The organism is Aquibium microcysteis (assembly GCF_014495845.1).
GTDB classification, from domain to species: Bacteria; Pseudomonadota; Alphaproteobacteria; order Rhizobiales; family Rhizobiaceae; genus Aquibium; species Aquibium microcysteis.
Map to the genome: position 1 here is coordinate 1,337,235 of NZ_CP061080.1, position 14,000 is coordinate 1,351,234.

The following is a 14,000-nucleotide window of genomic DNA, read 5'->3' on the forward strand; positions in this document are numbered from 1 at the left end:
CCATGAGACGATCGTGACCGTTTCCGCAGGGGCAAAAATCGCCGCCCGGGGATCGGGCGGGGGCCGACCGGCCTCCGGCGCACGGGCGGGCGGCGCATGCCCGGGAGGAGTGCCGCAACCCCGCGGCGGCGCCCGGCGACGAACCGACGGCTCCCCTGGAGCGATCGGCTACGGATTCCGGCAGTCTCCGTGGAAAGGGAAGTGGAGGTTTCTGTTGCCAGGTACCTCCGAACCCCGCCTAGAAGTGCGAACCGCTAGGACTTGAATTGAAGCTGTCGCGCTGCTTACGCGGCGAGACGTGCTTCCGCATAGTTGTCGTTGGCAACTATAAGTTTAGCCCGATGACGGTGGTACCATGCCGGGCAAAAGTCCGATCTTTACACCCTCGTCGATCCTATTTCGCCCCCATCAGATGCCGCCCTCGCGGGTCGTGCGGCATGTGGTGGAGGCGCCGGGTACCGCCCCCGGGTCCGAAAGGCTTATTCCATCGGCCGTTTATTGCCATAGTCAGACGAGCTGACGGGACGAATATAGGGAGGAGCGGCGCGGATTGGAAGACCGTCGGCCATTGACAAGGCGAGATTCAGCGCGGAAGTTGTTCGTGCGTGGCGGGAGTTCTCTATACTCGCGGAGCAGGGCGGGAGGAAACATCCGGCAGGCATGGACCGCAATTCGCGTGCGGGTTGAATGAACAGTCCGAGACCAGGGGGAAGACGTCCATGGCTGATTATCTTGCCGATGTGAAGAAGTACGACGCGGGCGCCGACGAGGCGAAGGTCGCGAAGATCGTGAAGCATCTCGGCATCGCGCTGCGCAACCGCGATTCCTCGATGGTGTCGTGCAGCGATCCGAAGGAACTCGCCCGGGTGCAGGAGAAATGGTGCGCCAAGAAGTTCGGCGTCGCCGAAGACGCGGGAATGGCCGCCATCGAGGCTGTCTGTGCGGCGATGAAGGGCGACAACTCGAAGAGCCGCGTCACCTTCTACTATCTGGTGGCGAAGGAACTCGGCACCCTCGACGCGCTCTGACGCCCGGCCGGCTTGCGCCGGCAACGGTACATGGCGCCTGCGCCGGTCATGCTTCAGCCCTGGTGGTCTTCGGCGATCGGCCGCTGGTAGGTGAAGCCCATGTCCCAGGGGAAATAGATCCAGGTGTCCTGCGACACCTCCGTGACGAAGGTGTCGACCAGCGGCCGACCTTTCGGCTTCGCGTAGACCGTCGCGAAATGCGCCTTCGGCATCATGGCGCGCACGATGGCGGCCGTCTTGCCGGTGTCGGTCAGGTCGTCGACGATCAGCACGTTCTCGCCGTCGTTTTCGAGCAGCGTCGGCGTCACCTGCTTGAGGACCGCCAGTTCGCCCTGCGAGGTGTAGTCGTGGTAGGAGGCGATCGAGACCGTCTCGATGACCCGGATGCCGAGCTCGCGCGAGATGATCGCGGCCGGCACCAGGCCGCCGCGGGTGATGCACACGATCGCCTTCCACTTGCCGTTTACTCCCGCCAGCCGCCAGGCGAGCGCGCGCGCGTCGCGGTGGAACTGGTCCCAGGACACCGGAAAGGCCTTTTCGGGAAGAGACATCGCAGGGCTCGCGCTTGGGAGGGATGCGTGGCTTAAGCGCAAACCGTGCCGAAACGCAAGAGCCGCTGCCTACCGCCGCTCACGGCCGCGCGTCGCGGGCCTTCAGATAGACGAGGACCGACAGGGCCAGCACGACGGCATAGAAGGTGAACAGCGTCTGGTAGGCTGCGACCGGATCGCCCGGTACCGTCGCCTGCGTGACCACGGCGCCGGTGGCGAACTGCATGACGCCGACGCCGCCGATCGAGAAGAAGTTCATCAGCGTCACGCCGCGGCCGATCAGGTGCGCCGGCACGAAGGCACGGGCATGCGCCATCAGGAGGCCGTAGCTCGATCCGGACACGCCGATCAGCACCAGCAGGATCGTGGCGGCCGCAAGCGAGGCCTGCGGCATCATCGCCAGCACGCCGATCGCCGCGACGCTGATCGTGTTGCCCGCGACCGCGACCCATTTGCGCGTCCGGAAGACCGTGTCGAGCGGACCGTAGAGGAAGCTGCCCGCCACCATCGCGAAGGCCATGAACAGCGTCACGTTGCCGATCGACAGCGCGTCGGCGCCGAAGACGTCGGTGAGATAGGGCCCGGCCCACAGGCCGCGGATGCCGACGGCAGGCGCATAGTTGATCGCCGTCAGCGGGATGATCGGCCACAGCACCCTGAGCCGCAGAAGCTCGCCGAAGCCGCCGAAACCGACGCCGGCGGCCGGCTCGTCCGGCGACCGTTCCGGGTCCTTCACGAAGACCATGAGCGCCACCGCCACCACGAGCGTCAGTGCCGCGATGGCCAGGATCACCGGCCGCCAGCCGAAGCTCTCGGCCGCGGCGGCGAGCGGCGTCGCGCCGAACACGTTGCCGAGCGAGCCGAGCGCCACGAACCACGAGGTCGCCACCGCGAAGCGCGCGGCCTTGAAGGTCTTGGCGAAGATGAACAGCGACGCCATCAGCACCGGCGCGCAGCCGATCCCGATCAGCGTCATGGCGACGACCAGCATGCCGGGCGTGGTCGCCAGCCCGAAGACCGCCGCACCGCCGCCGCCGCCGATCGCCAGCATCACGGCCGCCGTGCGGCGCGGACCGAAACGGTCGAGCGACACGCCGACGGCGAACTGCATCAGCGCGAAGGCCACGAACCAGGCGCCGGAGGCCTGCGAGAAGTCGGCCTTGGTGGCGCCGAGCTCGGCTTCGAGCGCCGGCGTCAGCACCGCCAGGAACGACCGGTAGAACTGGGAAAGGAAATAGGCGAAGGCGAGCGCCGTGATTCCGGCCATCGTCTGATCCCGAATGCGAGGGGCGGCCTGCGCCGCGGACGCCTTCCGTCAGGAAGACCCGTGCCGTCCGCCTACGCGCTGCACGTGCTTCGGGCAATTGCCAGTCCGCTGGCCAGTCATGGACCAGCGGACCGTCGTCTCGAACGTGGACGTCAGGCCGCCCGCGCGGCGCCGCCGCCATTGCCGCGCCGCCGGCGGCGACGCGGCGGACCGTTGCGCTCGTCGGCGCGGCCCGCTTCGTGGTGGCCGCCGGCCGGCTTGCCGCCGGCGCGCTGCGGCGCCTGGGCGGCACGGGCCGGGCGTCCCTGGGGCTTGCCCTGCGGCCGGCCCTGCCGTTCCGTCCGCTCGGGACGCGAACCCGCGGGCAGCGGCTTCTGGAACGGATCGGGCTGGCCGGTGTGGTCCGCCACCAGCGGGATCGCCTTGCGGATCACCTTCTCGACCGCGCGCAGCTTCGACACCTCTTCGGGATCGCACAAGGTCAGCGACTTGCCGTCGGCGCCGTTGCGGCCGGTGCGGCCGATGCGGTGGACGTAGGTTTCCGGCTCGTCGGGCAGGTCGTAGTTCACGACGAGCGCGATGCCGGGCACGTCGATGCCGCGGGCGGCGATGTCGGTCGCCACGAGAATCTTCACCGAACCGTCGCGAAACCCGTTCAGCGCGCGCTGGCGGGCGTTCTGCGACTTGTTGCCATGGATGACGTCGGCCGAAAAACCGTCCTGCTCGAGCTGGCGCGTCACCTTGTCGGCGCCGTGCTTGGTGCGGGCGAAGATGATCACCGGCCCGTCGCCTTCGGCGCGCAGGATGTCGGCCAGCACGTTGCGCTTCTGCTTGGTGCGCGCCTTGACGAGGCCCTGCGTGATCTCGGCGACCGTCGTGCTCTGCGGCGCGACCGAGACGCGGACGGGATCCTTCATCAGGCCCATGGCGAGCTTCTCGATCTCGTCCGGCATGGTGGCCGAGAACAGCGTCGTCTGGCGGTCGGGATGCGTCGCGCGGGCGAGCTTCTTGACGTCGTTGATGAAGCCCATGTCGAGCATGCGGTCGGCCTCGTCGAGCACGAGCCAGCGCGTCTGGTCGAGCTTGACGTCGCCTTCGCGCACCAGGTCGACGAGCCGTCCGGGCGTGGCGATCAGGATGTCGACGCCGTCGCGCAGGCGCTTCACCTGCATGTTGCGCGACACGCCGCCGAGCACCTGGCAGGTGGTGATGTGCATGCCCTTGGACAGGAGCCGGATGGTCTCGTCGATCTGCACGGCGAGTTCGCGCGTCGGCGCGAGAATCAGCGCATGCGGGGTCTTGGGGCGGCGCTTGGCGCCGAGTGCGGTGATGCGGGTGAGGATCGGCAGCGCGAAGGCCGCCGTCTTGCCGGAGCCGGTCTGGGCGATGCCGAGCACGTCGCGGCCGGCGAGATAATGCGGGATCGCCTGGGTCTGGATCGGCTTGGGCGTGGTCAGGCCTGCGGCGAGCGTGCCCTTGAGGAGGGCGCCGGTGATGCCGAGGGCCTCGAAGCCGCCATCGGCTTCGGGGGTGGTTTGATTGGTCAAGTTCGTCTCTTTCGGCGGGCGACGCCCGCGCTGCGGCCCGGCGGGCGCAACCTGCCGTGGCACTCTTCTTGTTTGAACGACGAGGCGGCGCGCCCGAAACGGGCCGTGGCCGGCTGCGCTGTCGTTACCGCGTGCCTCATGCCCGCGGAATTCCCTCGCCGCCTGACCGTATCGTCTCCGTGAGAGACGCGACCGGTGAGGGGGAAGGCCAGACGCAACCAGGTCGATTTCCGACGAACCGGCAATGCCGGCCCAAGCGCCTGTCGCGGCATATGGGCGATAATGCTGGACAATGCAAGGACATTCGGCGGGCGGCACCGGTCGCGGCCGGCGGCCCGGGAAGGCCGGCGACGCGGCAACGCGCGCCGCCGGCTCGTCTCATTCGCCCGAGGACAGGATCAGCACGGACTGTTCCCGGGTTGCGCCGCCGACCGAGGTCCAGAACGCTGCGGCGATGAAGAGGATACTCACGATACCGGCTACGTTGGTCATGGCGAAACTCCTTTCGTTTCGCCCCGCGCGGCACCGAGTGTAATTGCGATGTCACGCCATGGCACCCCGGGCCCGGTAAATTTCTGGTCCAGCCCGTTCGCAGGCGTGAATCGGCAGCCGATCCGGCTAGGATGGGACGACTGCCGTGCCGGAGATTCCTTCAATGCCCGACTTTCCCGTCTTCGATCTGTCCCGCTTCGAGCGCGCCGGCCGCAGCGAGCGCGCCGCGCTGGGCGCCGAAGTGGACGACATCTGCCGCTCAACCGGCTTCCTCGCGATCAGCTGCCACGGCGTCCCGCAGACCGTCATCGACAGCGCCTGGACCATGGCGCGGGCCTTCTTCGACCTGCCGGCCGACGAGAAGCAGAAGGCGAGGGCGCCTTTCCCCGGTTATCCCTACGGCTATCTCGGTCCCGAATCGGAAGCGCTGGCGAAGTCGAAGGGGCAGGACACGCCGCCCGACCTGAAGGAGAGCTTCAACGGCGGGCCGCTCGGCATTCCCGCAGGCCTCGACGATCCGCAGGCGCTGGCCTTCTGCTACGCGCCCACCATCTGGCCGGAGGCGCCCGACGGTTTCCGTCCCGCCTGGGAAGCCTATTACCGGGCCATGGAAGACCTCGCGGCCCGCATCATGCGCGTCTTCGCGGTGGCGCTGACGCTCGACGAGGACTTCTTCGCGCCTACCATCGACCGGCCGATCAGCGCGTTGAGGGCGCTGAACTATCCCGAACAGTCCGTCCCGCCGAAGCCGGGACAGCTGCGGGCCGGCGCCCACACCGACTATGGCAGCCTGACCATCCTGCTGCCCGAGCCGGGCTCCGGCGGGCTCGAGATCCTGGCGCCGGACGGCGCCTGGCGTGCCGTGCCCCCCGTGCCGGGCGCCTTCGTCATCAACATCGGCGACCTGATGGCGCTGTGGACCAACGATCGCTGGGTCTCGACGCTGCACCGCGTCGTCAACCCGGCGCCGAAGCCCGACGGATCGACGCGGCGCCAGTCCTTCGCCTTCTTCCATCAGCCGAACTGGCACCAGGAGATCGCCTGCCTGCCGTCCTGCCTCGCGCCCGGCGAGACGCCGAAGTATCAGCCGGTGTTGTCCGGCCCCTATCTGATGGGCAAGTTCCAGTCGACGGTGAAGGCCGGCTGATCGGTCGGCGCCCGACAGGGGCATGCGGGCGGCGCAGCCGCGCGCCTGCGCCCTCCCGGATTGCCTTTTCCCGGCCTTCCGCTAAGAGAAACGCGACCTTTCCGGACATTTCTCGAGGGAGCCTCCCATGACCGCCATCGTCGACATCATCGGCCGCGAAATTCTCGACAGCCGCGGCAATCCGACCGTCGAGGTCGACGTGGTGCTGGAGGACGGCTCGATGGGCCGTGCCGCGGTGCCGTCGGGCGCCTCGACCGGCGCGCACGAGGCCGTGGAGCTGCGCGACGGCGGCCCGCGCTATCTCGGCAAGGGCGTCGAGCGCGCCGTCGAGGCGGTCAACGGCGAGATCTTCGAGGCCATCGGCGGCATGGAGGCCGAGAGCCAGATCCACATCGACCGGACGATGATCGAGCTCGACGGCACCGCCAACAAGAGCCGCCTCGGCGCCAACGCCATCCTCGGCGTGTCGCTGGCGGTCGCCAAGGCCGCGGCCGAGGCGTCCGGCCTGCCGCTCTACCGCTATGTCGGCGGCGCCTCCGCCCACGTGCTGCCGGTCCCGATGATGAACATCATCAACGGCGGCGCCCATGCCGACAACCCGATCGACTTCCAGGAATTCATGATCATCCCGCTCGGCGCGCCGACCTTCCGCGATGCCGTGCGCTGGGGCTCGGAAATCTTCCACACCCTGAAGAAGGGTCTGAAGGACGCCGGCCACAACACCAACGTCGGCGACGAGGGCGGTTTCGCGCCGAACCTGAAGAGCGCCACCGCCGCGCTCGACTTCATCATGGGCTCGATCGAGAAGGCCGGCTACAAGCCCGGCGAGGACGTGGCGATCGGCCTCGACTGCGCCGCGACCGAGTTCTTCAAGGACGGCAACTACGTCTACGAGGGCGAGCGCAAGACCCGCGACCCGAAGGCGCAGGCGAAGTACCTGGCGAAGCTCGCCGCCGACTACCCGATCATCTCCATCGAGGACGGCATGGCCGAGGACGACTGGGAGGGCTGGAAGGTCCTGACCGACCTCGTCGGCAAGTCGTGCCAGCTGGTCGGCGACGACCTCTTCGTCACCAACTCGTCGCGGCTGCGCGACGGCATCCGCATGGGGGTGGCCAACTCGATCCTCGTCAAGGTCAACCAGATCGGCTCCCTCACGGAGACGCTGGACGCGGTCGAGACGGCGCACAAGGCGGCCTACACCGCGGTCATGTCCCACCGCTCGGGCGAGACCGAGGATTCGACCATCGCCGACCTCGCGGTGGCCACCAATTGCGGGCAGATCAAGACCGGCTCGCTCGCGCGCTCCGACCGGCTCGCCAAGTACAACCAGCTCATCCGCATCGAGGAGGAGCTCGGCCGGCAGGCGCGCTACGCCGGCAGGTCCATCTTCAAGGGCTGATCCGTCACCGCCGTTCCGACGTCTCGAAGGGTCGCCGCAGGCGGCCCTTCTTCGTTTCGGGACGGTCGCCGCGAAGGGCCCCGTAACCGCCCGTTAAGCACGCCGCGCTAGAAGGAGGCAAAGGATGAAGACTGCCTCATGTGGACGCGTCAGTACAAGAAACGGAACACCGGCCGGTACATCGTGCCTGCCCTGGCGACGCTGTTCCTCGGCTATTTCGGCTTCCACGCCTTCCATGGCGAATACGGGATCTCCTCGAAGCTCCGGCTGGAGGAGCGCAAGGCGGTCCTGATCGCCGAGCTCGACCGCAAGCGGGCGATCCGCGAGGAGCTCGAGCAGCGCGTCCAGCTGCTGCGCGACGGCACGATCGAGAAGGACATGCTCGACGAGCAGGCCCGCCGCGCGCTCAATCTGTCGGGCCCCGACGAGATCACCATCATGCGGACCTTCGCTGAACAGAATTGACCAGATTTCGGTTAATTCCAGATAAGTCGAGCGATTTCCGCGATTTACCCGCATGACAGCCATGCAGTTTTCCGCGTGGCCGAAACCGTTCGTGCATGCTAGCTTTCCTTCATCCAGGGAGGGGAGAGACAAGGCTCGCCTTCCCGTGTCCGCGAAGAAGACAGGATCAGGGAGCAGCGCATGAAGGCGGCGGCGAAGAAGACGTCCCCGAAACCCCGGACCGATGCCGAGGGCGTCGGCGCGGTGAAGACCCCGAAGCCCGTCGAGTTCGACAAGGAGCAGGAACTCTCCGCCTATCGCGGCATGCTGCTCATCCGCCGCTTCGAGGAGAAGGCCGGCCAGCTCTACGGCATGGGCTTCATCGGCGGCTTCTGCCATCTCTACATCGGCCAGGAGGCGGTGGTGACCGGCCTGCGCATGGCGATGAAGGACGGCGACCAGATGATCACCGCCTATCGCGACCACGGCCACATGCTGGCCATGGACATGTCGCCGCGCGGCGTGATGGCCGAGCTGACCGGCCGCCGGGGAGGCTACTCCCGCGGCAAGGGCGGCTCCATGCACATGTTCTCCAAGGAGAAGAATTTCTACGGCGGCCACGGCATCGTCGGCGCGCAGGTCTCGCTCGGCACCGGGCTCGCCTTCGCCAACCGCTACCGCGGCAACGACTTCGTGTCGCTGACCTTCTTCGGCGACGGCGCGGCCAACCAGGGCCAGGTCTACGAGAGCTTCAACATGGCCTCGCTGTGGAAGCTGCCGGTGATCTACGTCATCGAGAACAACCGCTACGCCATGGGCACGTCGGTGACGCGCTCGTCGGCCGAGACCGACTTCTCGCATCGCGGCATCTCCTTCAGGATCCCCGGCATCCAGGTCGACGGCATGGACGTGCGCGCCGTGAAGGCGGCGGGCGATCTGGCGCTCGACTGGTGCCGCTCCGGCAAGGGGCCGATCATCCTCGAGATGCAGACCTACCGCTACCGCGGCCACTCCATGTCCGATCCGGCGAAGTACCGCTCCAAGGACGAGGTCCAGAAGATGCGCTCCGAGCACGATCCGATCGAGCAGGTCAGGGCGCGGCTCGTCGAGAAGAAGTGGGCGAGCGAGGAGGATCTGAAGGCGATCGACAAGGAGGTGCGCGACATCGTGGCCGACTCCGCCGACTTCGCGCAGACCGACCCGGAGCCGGATGTCTCGGAACTCTACACCGACATCCTGCGCTGACGTTTCCGTTCGATGAGCGCGATCCCGGACCCGACCGTCCTTCTGCTGGCAGCCGGCGTCGCCGCGCTGTTCGGATGGTTTTTCTGGTTCGTGATCGCCAGGATGTTCGGCACCGTGCGTCACATCTCGCGGATGCTCGACGACCGGTCCGCACGGCAGCGCGCCGCCATCGCCGGGCCGGTCACGCGGCCGGCGCCGCTCTGGCTGACCGCGATCCGCGTCATTCTCGTCGCCACGCTGGCCGGTCTCCTGGCCTACCAGCTCGCAGGCAAGTTCCAGATCCGCTGAAGGCGGACGATTATCATAGGTGAGGACCCCATGCCCGTGGACATCCTGATGCCGGCCCTCTCGCCCACGATGGAAGAGGGCACGCTGTCGAAATGGCTGAAGAAGGAGGGCGACAGCGTCGCCCCCGGCGACGTGATCGCCGAGATCGAGACCGACAAGGCGACCATGGAGGTCGAAGCCGTCGACGAGGGGACGCTGGGAAAGATCCTCGTCCCGGCAGGCACCGAGAACGTCAAGGTCAACACGCCGATCGCCGTGCTGCTGGCTGAGGGCGAGAGCGCCGGCGCTGCCGCCGAGGCCAGGCCCGCGGCGTCCGAGGCGGCCTCGAAGCCCGCCGCCGAAGCGCCGAAGGCCGCGGCCGACGATGCCGGCGGCAAGGCGCGCAAGGCCACCGACGAGCCGGCCGCCAAGGAGGCGCTGTCCGTTCCCGCCCAGCCGAAGGAGGCGGTCGCCGCCGATCCCGACATTCCGGCCGGCACCGAGATGGTGCCGACCACCGTCCGCGAGGCGCTGCGCGACGCCATGGCCGAGGAGATGCGCCGCGACGGCGACGTCTTCATCATGGGCGAGGAAGTGGCCGAGTATCAGGGCGCCTACAAGATCACGCAGGGCCTGCTGCAGGAGTTCGGCGCCAAGCGCGTCGTCGACACGCCGATCACCGAGCATGGCTTTGCCGGCGTCGGCGTCGGCGCGGCGATGGCCGGGCTGAAGCCGATCGTCGAGTTCATGACCTTCAACTTCGCCATGCAGGCGATCGACCAGATCGTCAACTCCGCCGCCAAGACCCTCTACATGTCCGGCGGCCAGATGGGCGCGCCGATCGTCTTCCGCGGTCCCAACGGTGCCGCCGCGCGCGTCGCCGCCCAGCACAGCCAGGACTATGCCGCCTGGTACGGCCACATTCCGGGCCTCAAGGTGATCCAGCCCTACACCGCCGCCGATGCCAAGGGCCTGCTCAAGGCGGCGATCCGCGACCCCAATCCGGTGATCTTCCTCGAGAACGAGATCCTCTACGGCCAGACCTTCGACGTGCCGAAGCTCGACGATTTCGTGCTGCCGATCGGCAAGGCGCGCATCCACCGCAAGGGCAGGGATGCCACGATCGTCTCCTTCGGCATCGGCATGACCTATGCCGTGAAGGCCGCCGACAGGCTGGCCGAGGAAGGCATCGACGTCGAGATCGTCGACCTCAGGACCATCCGTCCGATGGACCTCGACACCGTGATCGAGAGCGTGAAGAAGACCAACCGCCTCGTCACGGTCGAGGAAGGCTTTCCGCAGTCGTCCGTCGGCGACCACATCGCCAGCCAGGTGATGCAGCGCGCCTTCGACCATCTCGACGCGCCCGTCATCACCATCTGCGGCAAGGACGTCCCGATGCCCTACGCCGCCAACCTCGAAAAGCTCGCGCTGCCGAACGTCGGCGAGGTGGTCGAGGCGGTGAAGGCGGTGTGCTACCGTCGCTGATCGAAGGTCGGGAGGGACCGCGAAGTGAGCGCATCCGCAACGGACAGGAAGAAGCCGGCGACCTATGCCGACCTCGAGGCCGTGCCGGAGCATCTGGTCGCGGAGATCATCGACGGCGTGCTGCGGACGCACCCGCGGCCGTCGCGCAGGCATGTCGCCGCCGCGAGTTCGCTCGGAGACGAACTCGTTGGCCCCTTTCAAAAGGGGCGCGGGGGACCTGGTGGCTGGTTGATCCTCGACGAGCCCGAGATTCATCTCCGCGACGACGTCGTGGTGCCTGATCTCGCCGGGTGGCGGCGGGACCGTCTTGTGGACCACCCGGAAACGAACTTTTTTACCGTAGCTCCGGATTGGATTTGCGAAGTCCTGTCGGGGTCGACGGAACGGCGGGATCGGACCGTGAAGCGGAAAATCTATGCGCGGCACGGTGTATCGTTCCTCTGGCTGGTCGACCCGCGCCAGCAGATGCTCGAAGCATTCGCACTGGTGGACGGTGCGTGGGTGCTTCGTGGAACGTGGAACTCCGACGACGAAGTCCGCGCGCCGCCCTTCGACGCCATTGCCTTCTCGCTCGCCGACCTGTGGCCATTCGACCCGCCGCTCGGCATGAACGAAGACCCGACACCCTACTACGCCGGAGACAGATAGATGCCGATCAACATCACCATGCCGGCCCTCTCGCCCACGATGGAGGAGGGCAACCTCGCCAAGTGGCTGGTCAAGGAAGGCGACCACGTCGCGCCCGGCGACGTCATCGCCGAGATCGAGACCGACAAGGCGACCATGGAAGTGGAGGCCGTCGACGAGGGCACGGTGGCGAAGCTCGTCGTCCCGGCCGGCACCGAAGGCGTCAAGGTCAACGCGGTGATCGCGATCCTGGCCGCCGAGGGCGAGGATGCGGGGGATGCCGCCAAGGGCGGCGGCGAAGCCGCGCCCGCCAAGGCCGAGGCGAAGCAGGACGAGGCGCCTATCTCCCCACCCGTGGGGGAGATGTCGGCGAAGCCGACAGAGGGGGGCGCTGCCCCGCCGACCTCTCCGTCCGTCACGCCCCCCTCTGCCCTGCCGGGCATCTCCCCCACGAGGGGGGAGATCAGCCAATCCCGCATCTTCGCGTCCCCGCTCGCCCGCCGCATCGCCAAGGATGCCGGCGTGGACCTCTCCGCCATCGAGGGCTCCGGCCCGCATGGCCGCGTGGTGAAGGCCGACGTCGAGAAGGCGGTCGCCGGTGGTGCCAAGGCCGCAGCCCCGGCGCAGAAGGCAGCCCCCGCCGCCGCAGAAGCCCCCGCCGCCGCACCCGCCGCCAGGCCCATGTCCGACGACACCGTGCTGAAGCTCTTCGAGGAGGGGTCCTACGACCTCATCCCGCATGACGGCATGCGCCGGACGATCGCCGCGCGGCTGACCGAATCGCACCAGACGGTGCCGTCCTATTTCGTCTCGATGGACTGCGAGATCGACGCGCTCCTGAAGCTGCGCGCCGAGATCAACGCCGCCTCGCCGATGCTGAAGACCGAGAAGGGCGAGGTTCCGGCCTACAAGCTCTCCGTCAACGACTTCATCATCAAGGCGATGGCGCTGGCGCTGCGCGACGTGCCGATGGCCAACGCCTCCTGGACCTCGACGGCCCGCGTCCGCCACAAGCACTCCGACGTCGGCGTCGCGGTGGCGATCCCCGACGGGCTGATCACGCCGATCATCCGCAAGGCCGAACAGAAGACGCTCTCCGTCATCTCCAACGAGATGAAGGACCTCGCCAGACGCGCCCGCGACAAGAAGCTGAAGCCGCAGGAATACCAGGGCGGCACGACGGCCGTGTCGAACCTCGGCATGTTCGGCGTCTCGAACTTCACCTCCATCATCAACCCGCCGCACGCCTCGATCGTCTCGATCGGCGCAGGCGTCGAGAAGCCGGTGGTGAAGAAGGGCGCGGTCGCCATCGCCACCATCATGACCGCCACCTTCGCCTTCGACCACCGCGTCATCGACGGCGCGCTGGGCGCGGAACTCGCGGCCGCCTTCCAGCGCCACATCGAGAAGCCGATGGGGATGCTGGTTTAGCTGTAACCCTCCCCGCAAGGGGGAGGAGAGCATCGGAGTCATCCATGAAAACCGTCCTCTGCTACGGCGATTCCCTCACCTGGGGCTACAACGCCGAAGGCCCGTCCCGCCACGCTTATGCCGACCGCTGGCCGAGCGTGCTGCAGGCCGCACTCGGGCACCAGGCGGTGGTCATCGCGGAGGGGCTGAACGGCCGCACCACCGCCTTCGACGATCATCTGGGCGGGGCCGACCGCAACGGCGCGCGCGCGCTGCCCGTCTCGCTGGTCAGCCACGGCCCGCTCGACCTCGTGATCCTGCTGCTCGGCACCAACGACATGAAGCCCTTCGTCTGCGGCCGCGCCATCGGCGCCAAGCAGGGCATGCGGCGGCTGATCGACATCGTGCGCGGCACCGCCTATCCGCTCGGCGCCCCGCCGCCCGAGATCCTGATCGTCGCGCCGCCGCCGCTCTCCGAGACCGCCGATCCCGATTTCGCGGCGATGTTCGAGGGCGGCATCGAGCAGTCCGGGATGCTGGCGAGCCTTTACGGCGATCTCGCCGACGACACGCAGTGCGGCTTCTTCGACGCCGCCTCGATCGTCGAGACGACGCCGCTCGACGGCGTCCACCTCGATGCGCAGGCCACGCGCGCGCTCGGCAAGGCGCTGGAACCGATCGTGCGCATGATGCTCGGACTGTAGAACACGACCACCTGCGAAAGGACCGTTGATCGAAATCAAGGAGCGGCGACCGTGCGGCGATAGCCTGACGACATCGAAACGGGAGACCAACAGATGTCGCACACACCGCACGAACTGGCCGAGGAGTTTCCGCAGCACGGCGCGCTGATCCACCACATGCGCCTGACCGATGGCCATTTCCACCGGCTGGCCAACGCGTATCATGAGGTGAACCGCGAGATTCACCGCGCCGAGACCGACGTCGAGCCGATGGACGACCTGCACGTCGCCGAGCTGCGCAAGCGGCGGATGCGGCTGAAGGACGAGATCTACACCATGCTGGTGCGGCACGAGCCGTCGCCGGCACCCGTGACGGAGGGGTGAGGGCAGGGCTCCGCTCCT

General features: G+C 67.8%; 14 protein-coding genes and 1 other RNA gene. 11 read left to right on the forward strand and 4 right to left on the reverse strand.

Translation table 11 applies throughout. The features are described 5' to 3' along the window. Window positions 1-200: 200 nt before the first annotated feature. Window positions 201-560, reverse strand: a transfer-messenger RNA (tmRNA) gene (gene ssrA, locus IAI54_RS06125). Between the two features lie 159 nt (window positions 561-719). Here ssrA and IAI54_RS06130 point away from each other — a divergent pair. After that, a complete protein-coding gene (locus IAI54_RS06130) occupies window positions 720-1,028 on the forward strand; it encodes a DUF2853 family protein (protein ID WP_187971508.1) in 309 nt (102 codons plus the stop codon). A 53-nt stretch (window positions 1,029-1,081) separates the two neighbouring features. Here IAI54_RS06130 and gpt read toward each other — a convergent pair whose 3' ends face one another. From gpt to IAI54_RS06145, 3 genes are all read right to left on the reverse strand, one after another. Next, entirely contained in the window at window positions 1,082-1,579 is a 498-nt protein-coding gene (gpt, locus tag IAI54_RS06135) for a xanthine phosphoribosyltransferase (RefSeq protein ID WP_187971509.1), read from the reverse strand. Between the two features lie 79 nt (window positions 1,580-1,658). Next, a complete protein-coding gene (locus tag IAI54_RS06140; protein ID WP_187971510.1) occupies window positions 1,659-2,846 on the reverse strand; it encodes an MFS transporter in 1,188 nt (395 codons plus the stop codon). Between the two features lie 152 nt (window positions 2,847-2,998). Next, the gene (locus IAI54_RS06145; protein WP_420838293.1) at window positions 2,999-4,639 is read right to left on the reverse strand and encodes a DEAD/DEAH box helicase; all 1,641 of its coding nucleotides are present in this window, start codon (window positions 4,637-4,639) and stop codon (window positions 2,999-3,001) included. A gap of 409 nt (window positions 4,640-5,048) precedes the next feature. Between IAI54_RS06145 and IAI54_RS06150 the strand changes: the two genes are divergently transcribed. The 10 genes from IAI54_RS06150 to IAI54_RS06195 all read left to right on the forward strand — a co-directional run bounded on the left by IAI54_RS06150 (window position 5,049) and on the right by IAI54_RS06195 (window position 13,982). Continuing rightward, window positions 5,049-6,032, forward strand: a complete 984-nt coding sequence (locus IAI54_RS06150; RefSeq protein WP_187971511.1) for an isopenicillin N synthase family dioxygenase — start codon at window positions 5,049-5,051, stop codon at window positions 6,030-6,032. A 127-nt stretch (window positions 6,033-6,159) separates the two neighbouring features. Beyond that, window positions 6,160-7,434, forward strand: a complete 1,275-nt coding sequence (gene eno, locus IAI54_RS06155) for a phosphopyruvate hydratase (RefSeq protein WP_187971512.1) — start codon at window positions 6,160-6,162, stop codon at window positions 7,432-7,434. A gap of 138 nt (window positions 7,435-7,572) precedes the next feature. Then, window positions 7,573-7,899 carry an FtsB family cell division protein gene (locus tag IAI54_RS06160; RefSeq protein WP_187971513.1) on the forward strand — a complete coding sequence of 109 codons (327 nt, stop codon included), beginning with the start codon at window positions 7,573-7,575 and terminating at the stop codon, window positions 7,897-7,899. A 180-nt stretch (window positions 7,900-8,079) separates the two neighbouring features. Continuing rightward, a complete protein-coding gene (pdhA, locus tag IAI54_RS06165; RefSeq protein WP_187971514.1) occupies window positions 8,080-9,123 on the forward strand; it encodes a pyruvate dehydrogenase (acetyl-transferring) E1 component subunit alpha in 1,044 nt (347 codons plus the stop codon). A 12-nt stretch (window positions 9,124-9,135) separates the two neighbouring features. After that, the gene (locus tag IAI54_RS06170; RefSeq protein ID WP_187971515.1) at window positions 9,136-9,411 is read left to right on the forward strand and encodes a hypothetical protein; all 276 of its coding nucleotides are present in this window, start codon (window positions 9,136-9,138) and stop codon (window positions 9,409-9,411) included. A 30-nt stretch (window positions 9,412-9,441) separates the two neighbouring features. Next, window positions 9,442-10,878 (forward strand): pyruvate dehydrogenase complex E1 component subunit beta, encoded by a 1,437-nt coding sequence (locus IAI54_RS06175; RefSeq protein WP_187971516.1) that lies wholly within the window; start codon window positions 9,442-9,444, stop codon window positions 10,876-10,878. 24 nt (window positions 10,879-10,902) lie between these two features. Beyond that, entirely contained in the window at window positions 10,903-11,526 is a 624-nt protein-coding gene (locus IAI54_RS06180; RefSeq protein WP_187971517.1) for a Uma2 family endonuclease, read from the forward strand. Between the two features lie 39 nt (window positions 11,527-11,565). Then, a complete protein-coding gene (locus IAI54_RS06185) occupies window positions 11,566-12,936 on the forward strand; it encodes a pyruvate dehydrogenase complex dihydrolipoamide acetyltransferase (RefSeq protein WP_420838294.1) in 1,371 nt (456 codons plus the stop codon). A gap of 44 nt (window positions 12,937-12,980) precedes the next feature. Continuing rightward, window positions 12,981-13,619 carry an SGNH/GDSL hydrolase family protein gene (locus IAI54_RS06190; protein WP_187971519.1) on the forward strand — a complete coding sequence of 213 codons (639 nt, stop codon included), beginning with the start codon at window positions 12,981-12,983 and terminating at the stop codon, window positions 13,617-13,619. 93 nt (window positions 13,620-13,712) lie between these two features. Further along, window positions 13,713-13,982: an HP1242/YdcH family protein gene (locus tag IAI54_RS06195; RefSeq protein ID WP_187971520.1), complete on the forward strand. Its 270-nt coding sequence runs from the start codon at window positions 13,713-13,715 to the stop codon at window positions 13,980-13,982. Window positions 13,983-14,000 lie beyond the last annotated feature (18 nt).

Excerpts from the sequence above, each read along its gene's own strand:
- IAI54_RS06130 (WP_187971508.1), top strand. The coding sequence starts at position 720 with ATGGCTGATTATCTTGCCGATGTGAAGAAGTACGACGCGGGCGCCGAC.
- gpt (WP_187971509.1), bottom strand. The coding sequence starts at position 1,579 with ATGTCTCTTCCCGAAAAGGCCTTTCCGGTGTCCTGGGACCAGTTCCAC.
- IAI54_RS06140 (WP_187971510.1), bottom strand. The coding sequence starts at position 2,846 with ATGGCCGGAATCACGGCGCTCGCCTTCGCCTATTTCCTTTCCCAGTTC.
- IAI54_RS06150 (WP_187971511.1), top strand. The coding sequence starts at position 5,049 with ATGCCCGACTTTCCCGTCTTCGATCTGTCCCGCTTCGAGCGCGCCGGC.
- eno (WP_187971512.1), top strand. The coding sequence starts at position 6,160 with ATGACCGCCATCGTCGACATCATCGGCCGCGAAATTCTCGACAGCCGC.
- IAI54_RS06160 (WP_187971513.1), top strand. The coding sequence starts at position 7,573 with ATGTGGACGCGTCAGTACAAGAAACGGAACACCGGCCGGTACATCGTG.
- pdhA (WP_187971514.1), top strand. The coding sequence starts at position 8,080 with ATGAAGGCGGCGGCGAAGAAGACGTCCCCGAAACCCCGGACCGATGCC.
- IAI54_RS06170 (WP_187971515.1), top strand. The coding sequence starts at position 9,136 with ATGAGCGCGATCCCGGACCCGACCGTCCTTCTGCTGGCAGCCGGCGTC.
- IAI54_RS06175 (WP_187971516.1), top strand. The coding sequence starts at position 9,442 with ATGCCCGTGGACATCCTGATGCCGGCCCTCTCGCCCACGATGGAAGAG.
- IAI54_RS06185 (WP_420838294.1), top strand. The coding sequence starts at position 11,566 with ATGGAGGAGGGCAACCTCGCCAAGTGGCTGGTCAAGGAAGGCGACCAC.
- IAI54_RS06190 (WP_187971519.1), top strand. The coding sequence starts at position 12,981 with ATGAAAACCGTCCTCTGCTACGGCGATTCCCTCACCTGGGGCTACAAC.
- IAI54_RS06195 (WP_187971520.1), top strand. The coding sequence starts at position 13,713 with ATGTCGCACACACCGCACGAACTGGCCGAGGAGTTTCCGCAGCACGGC.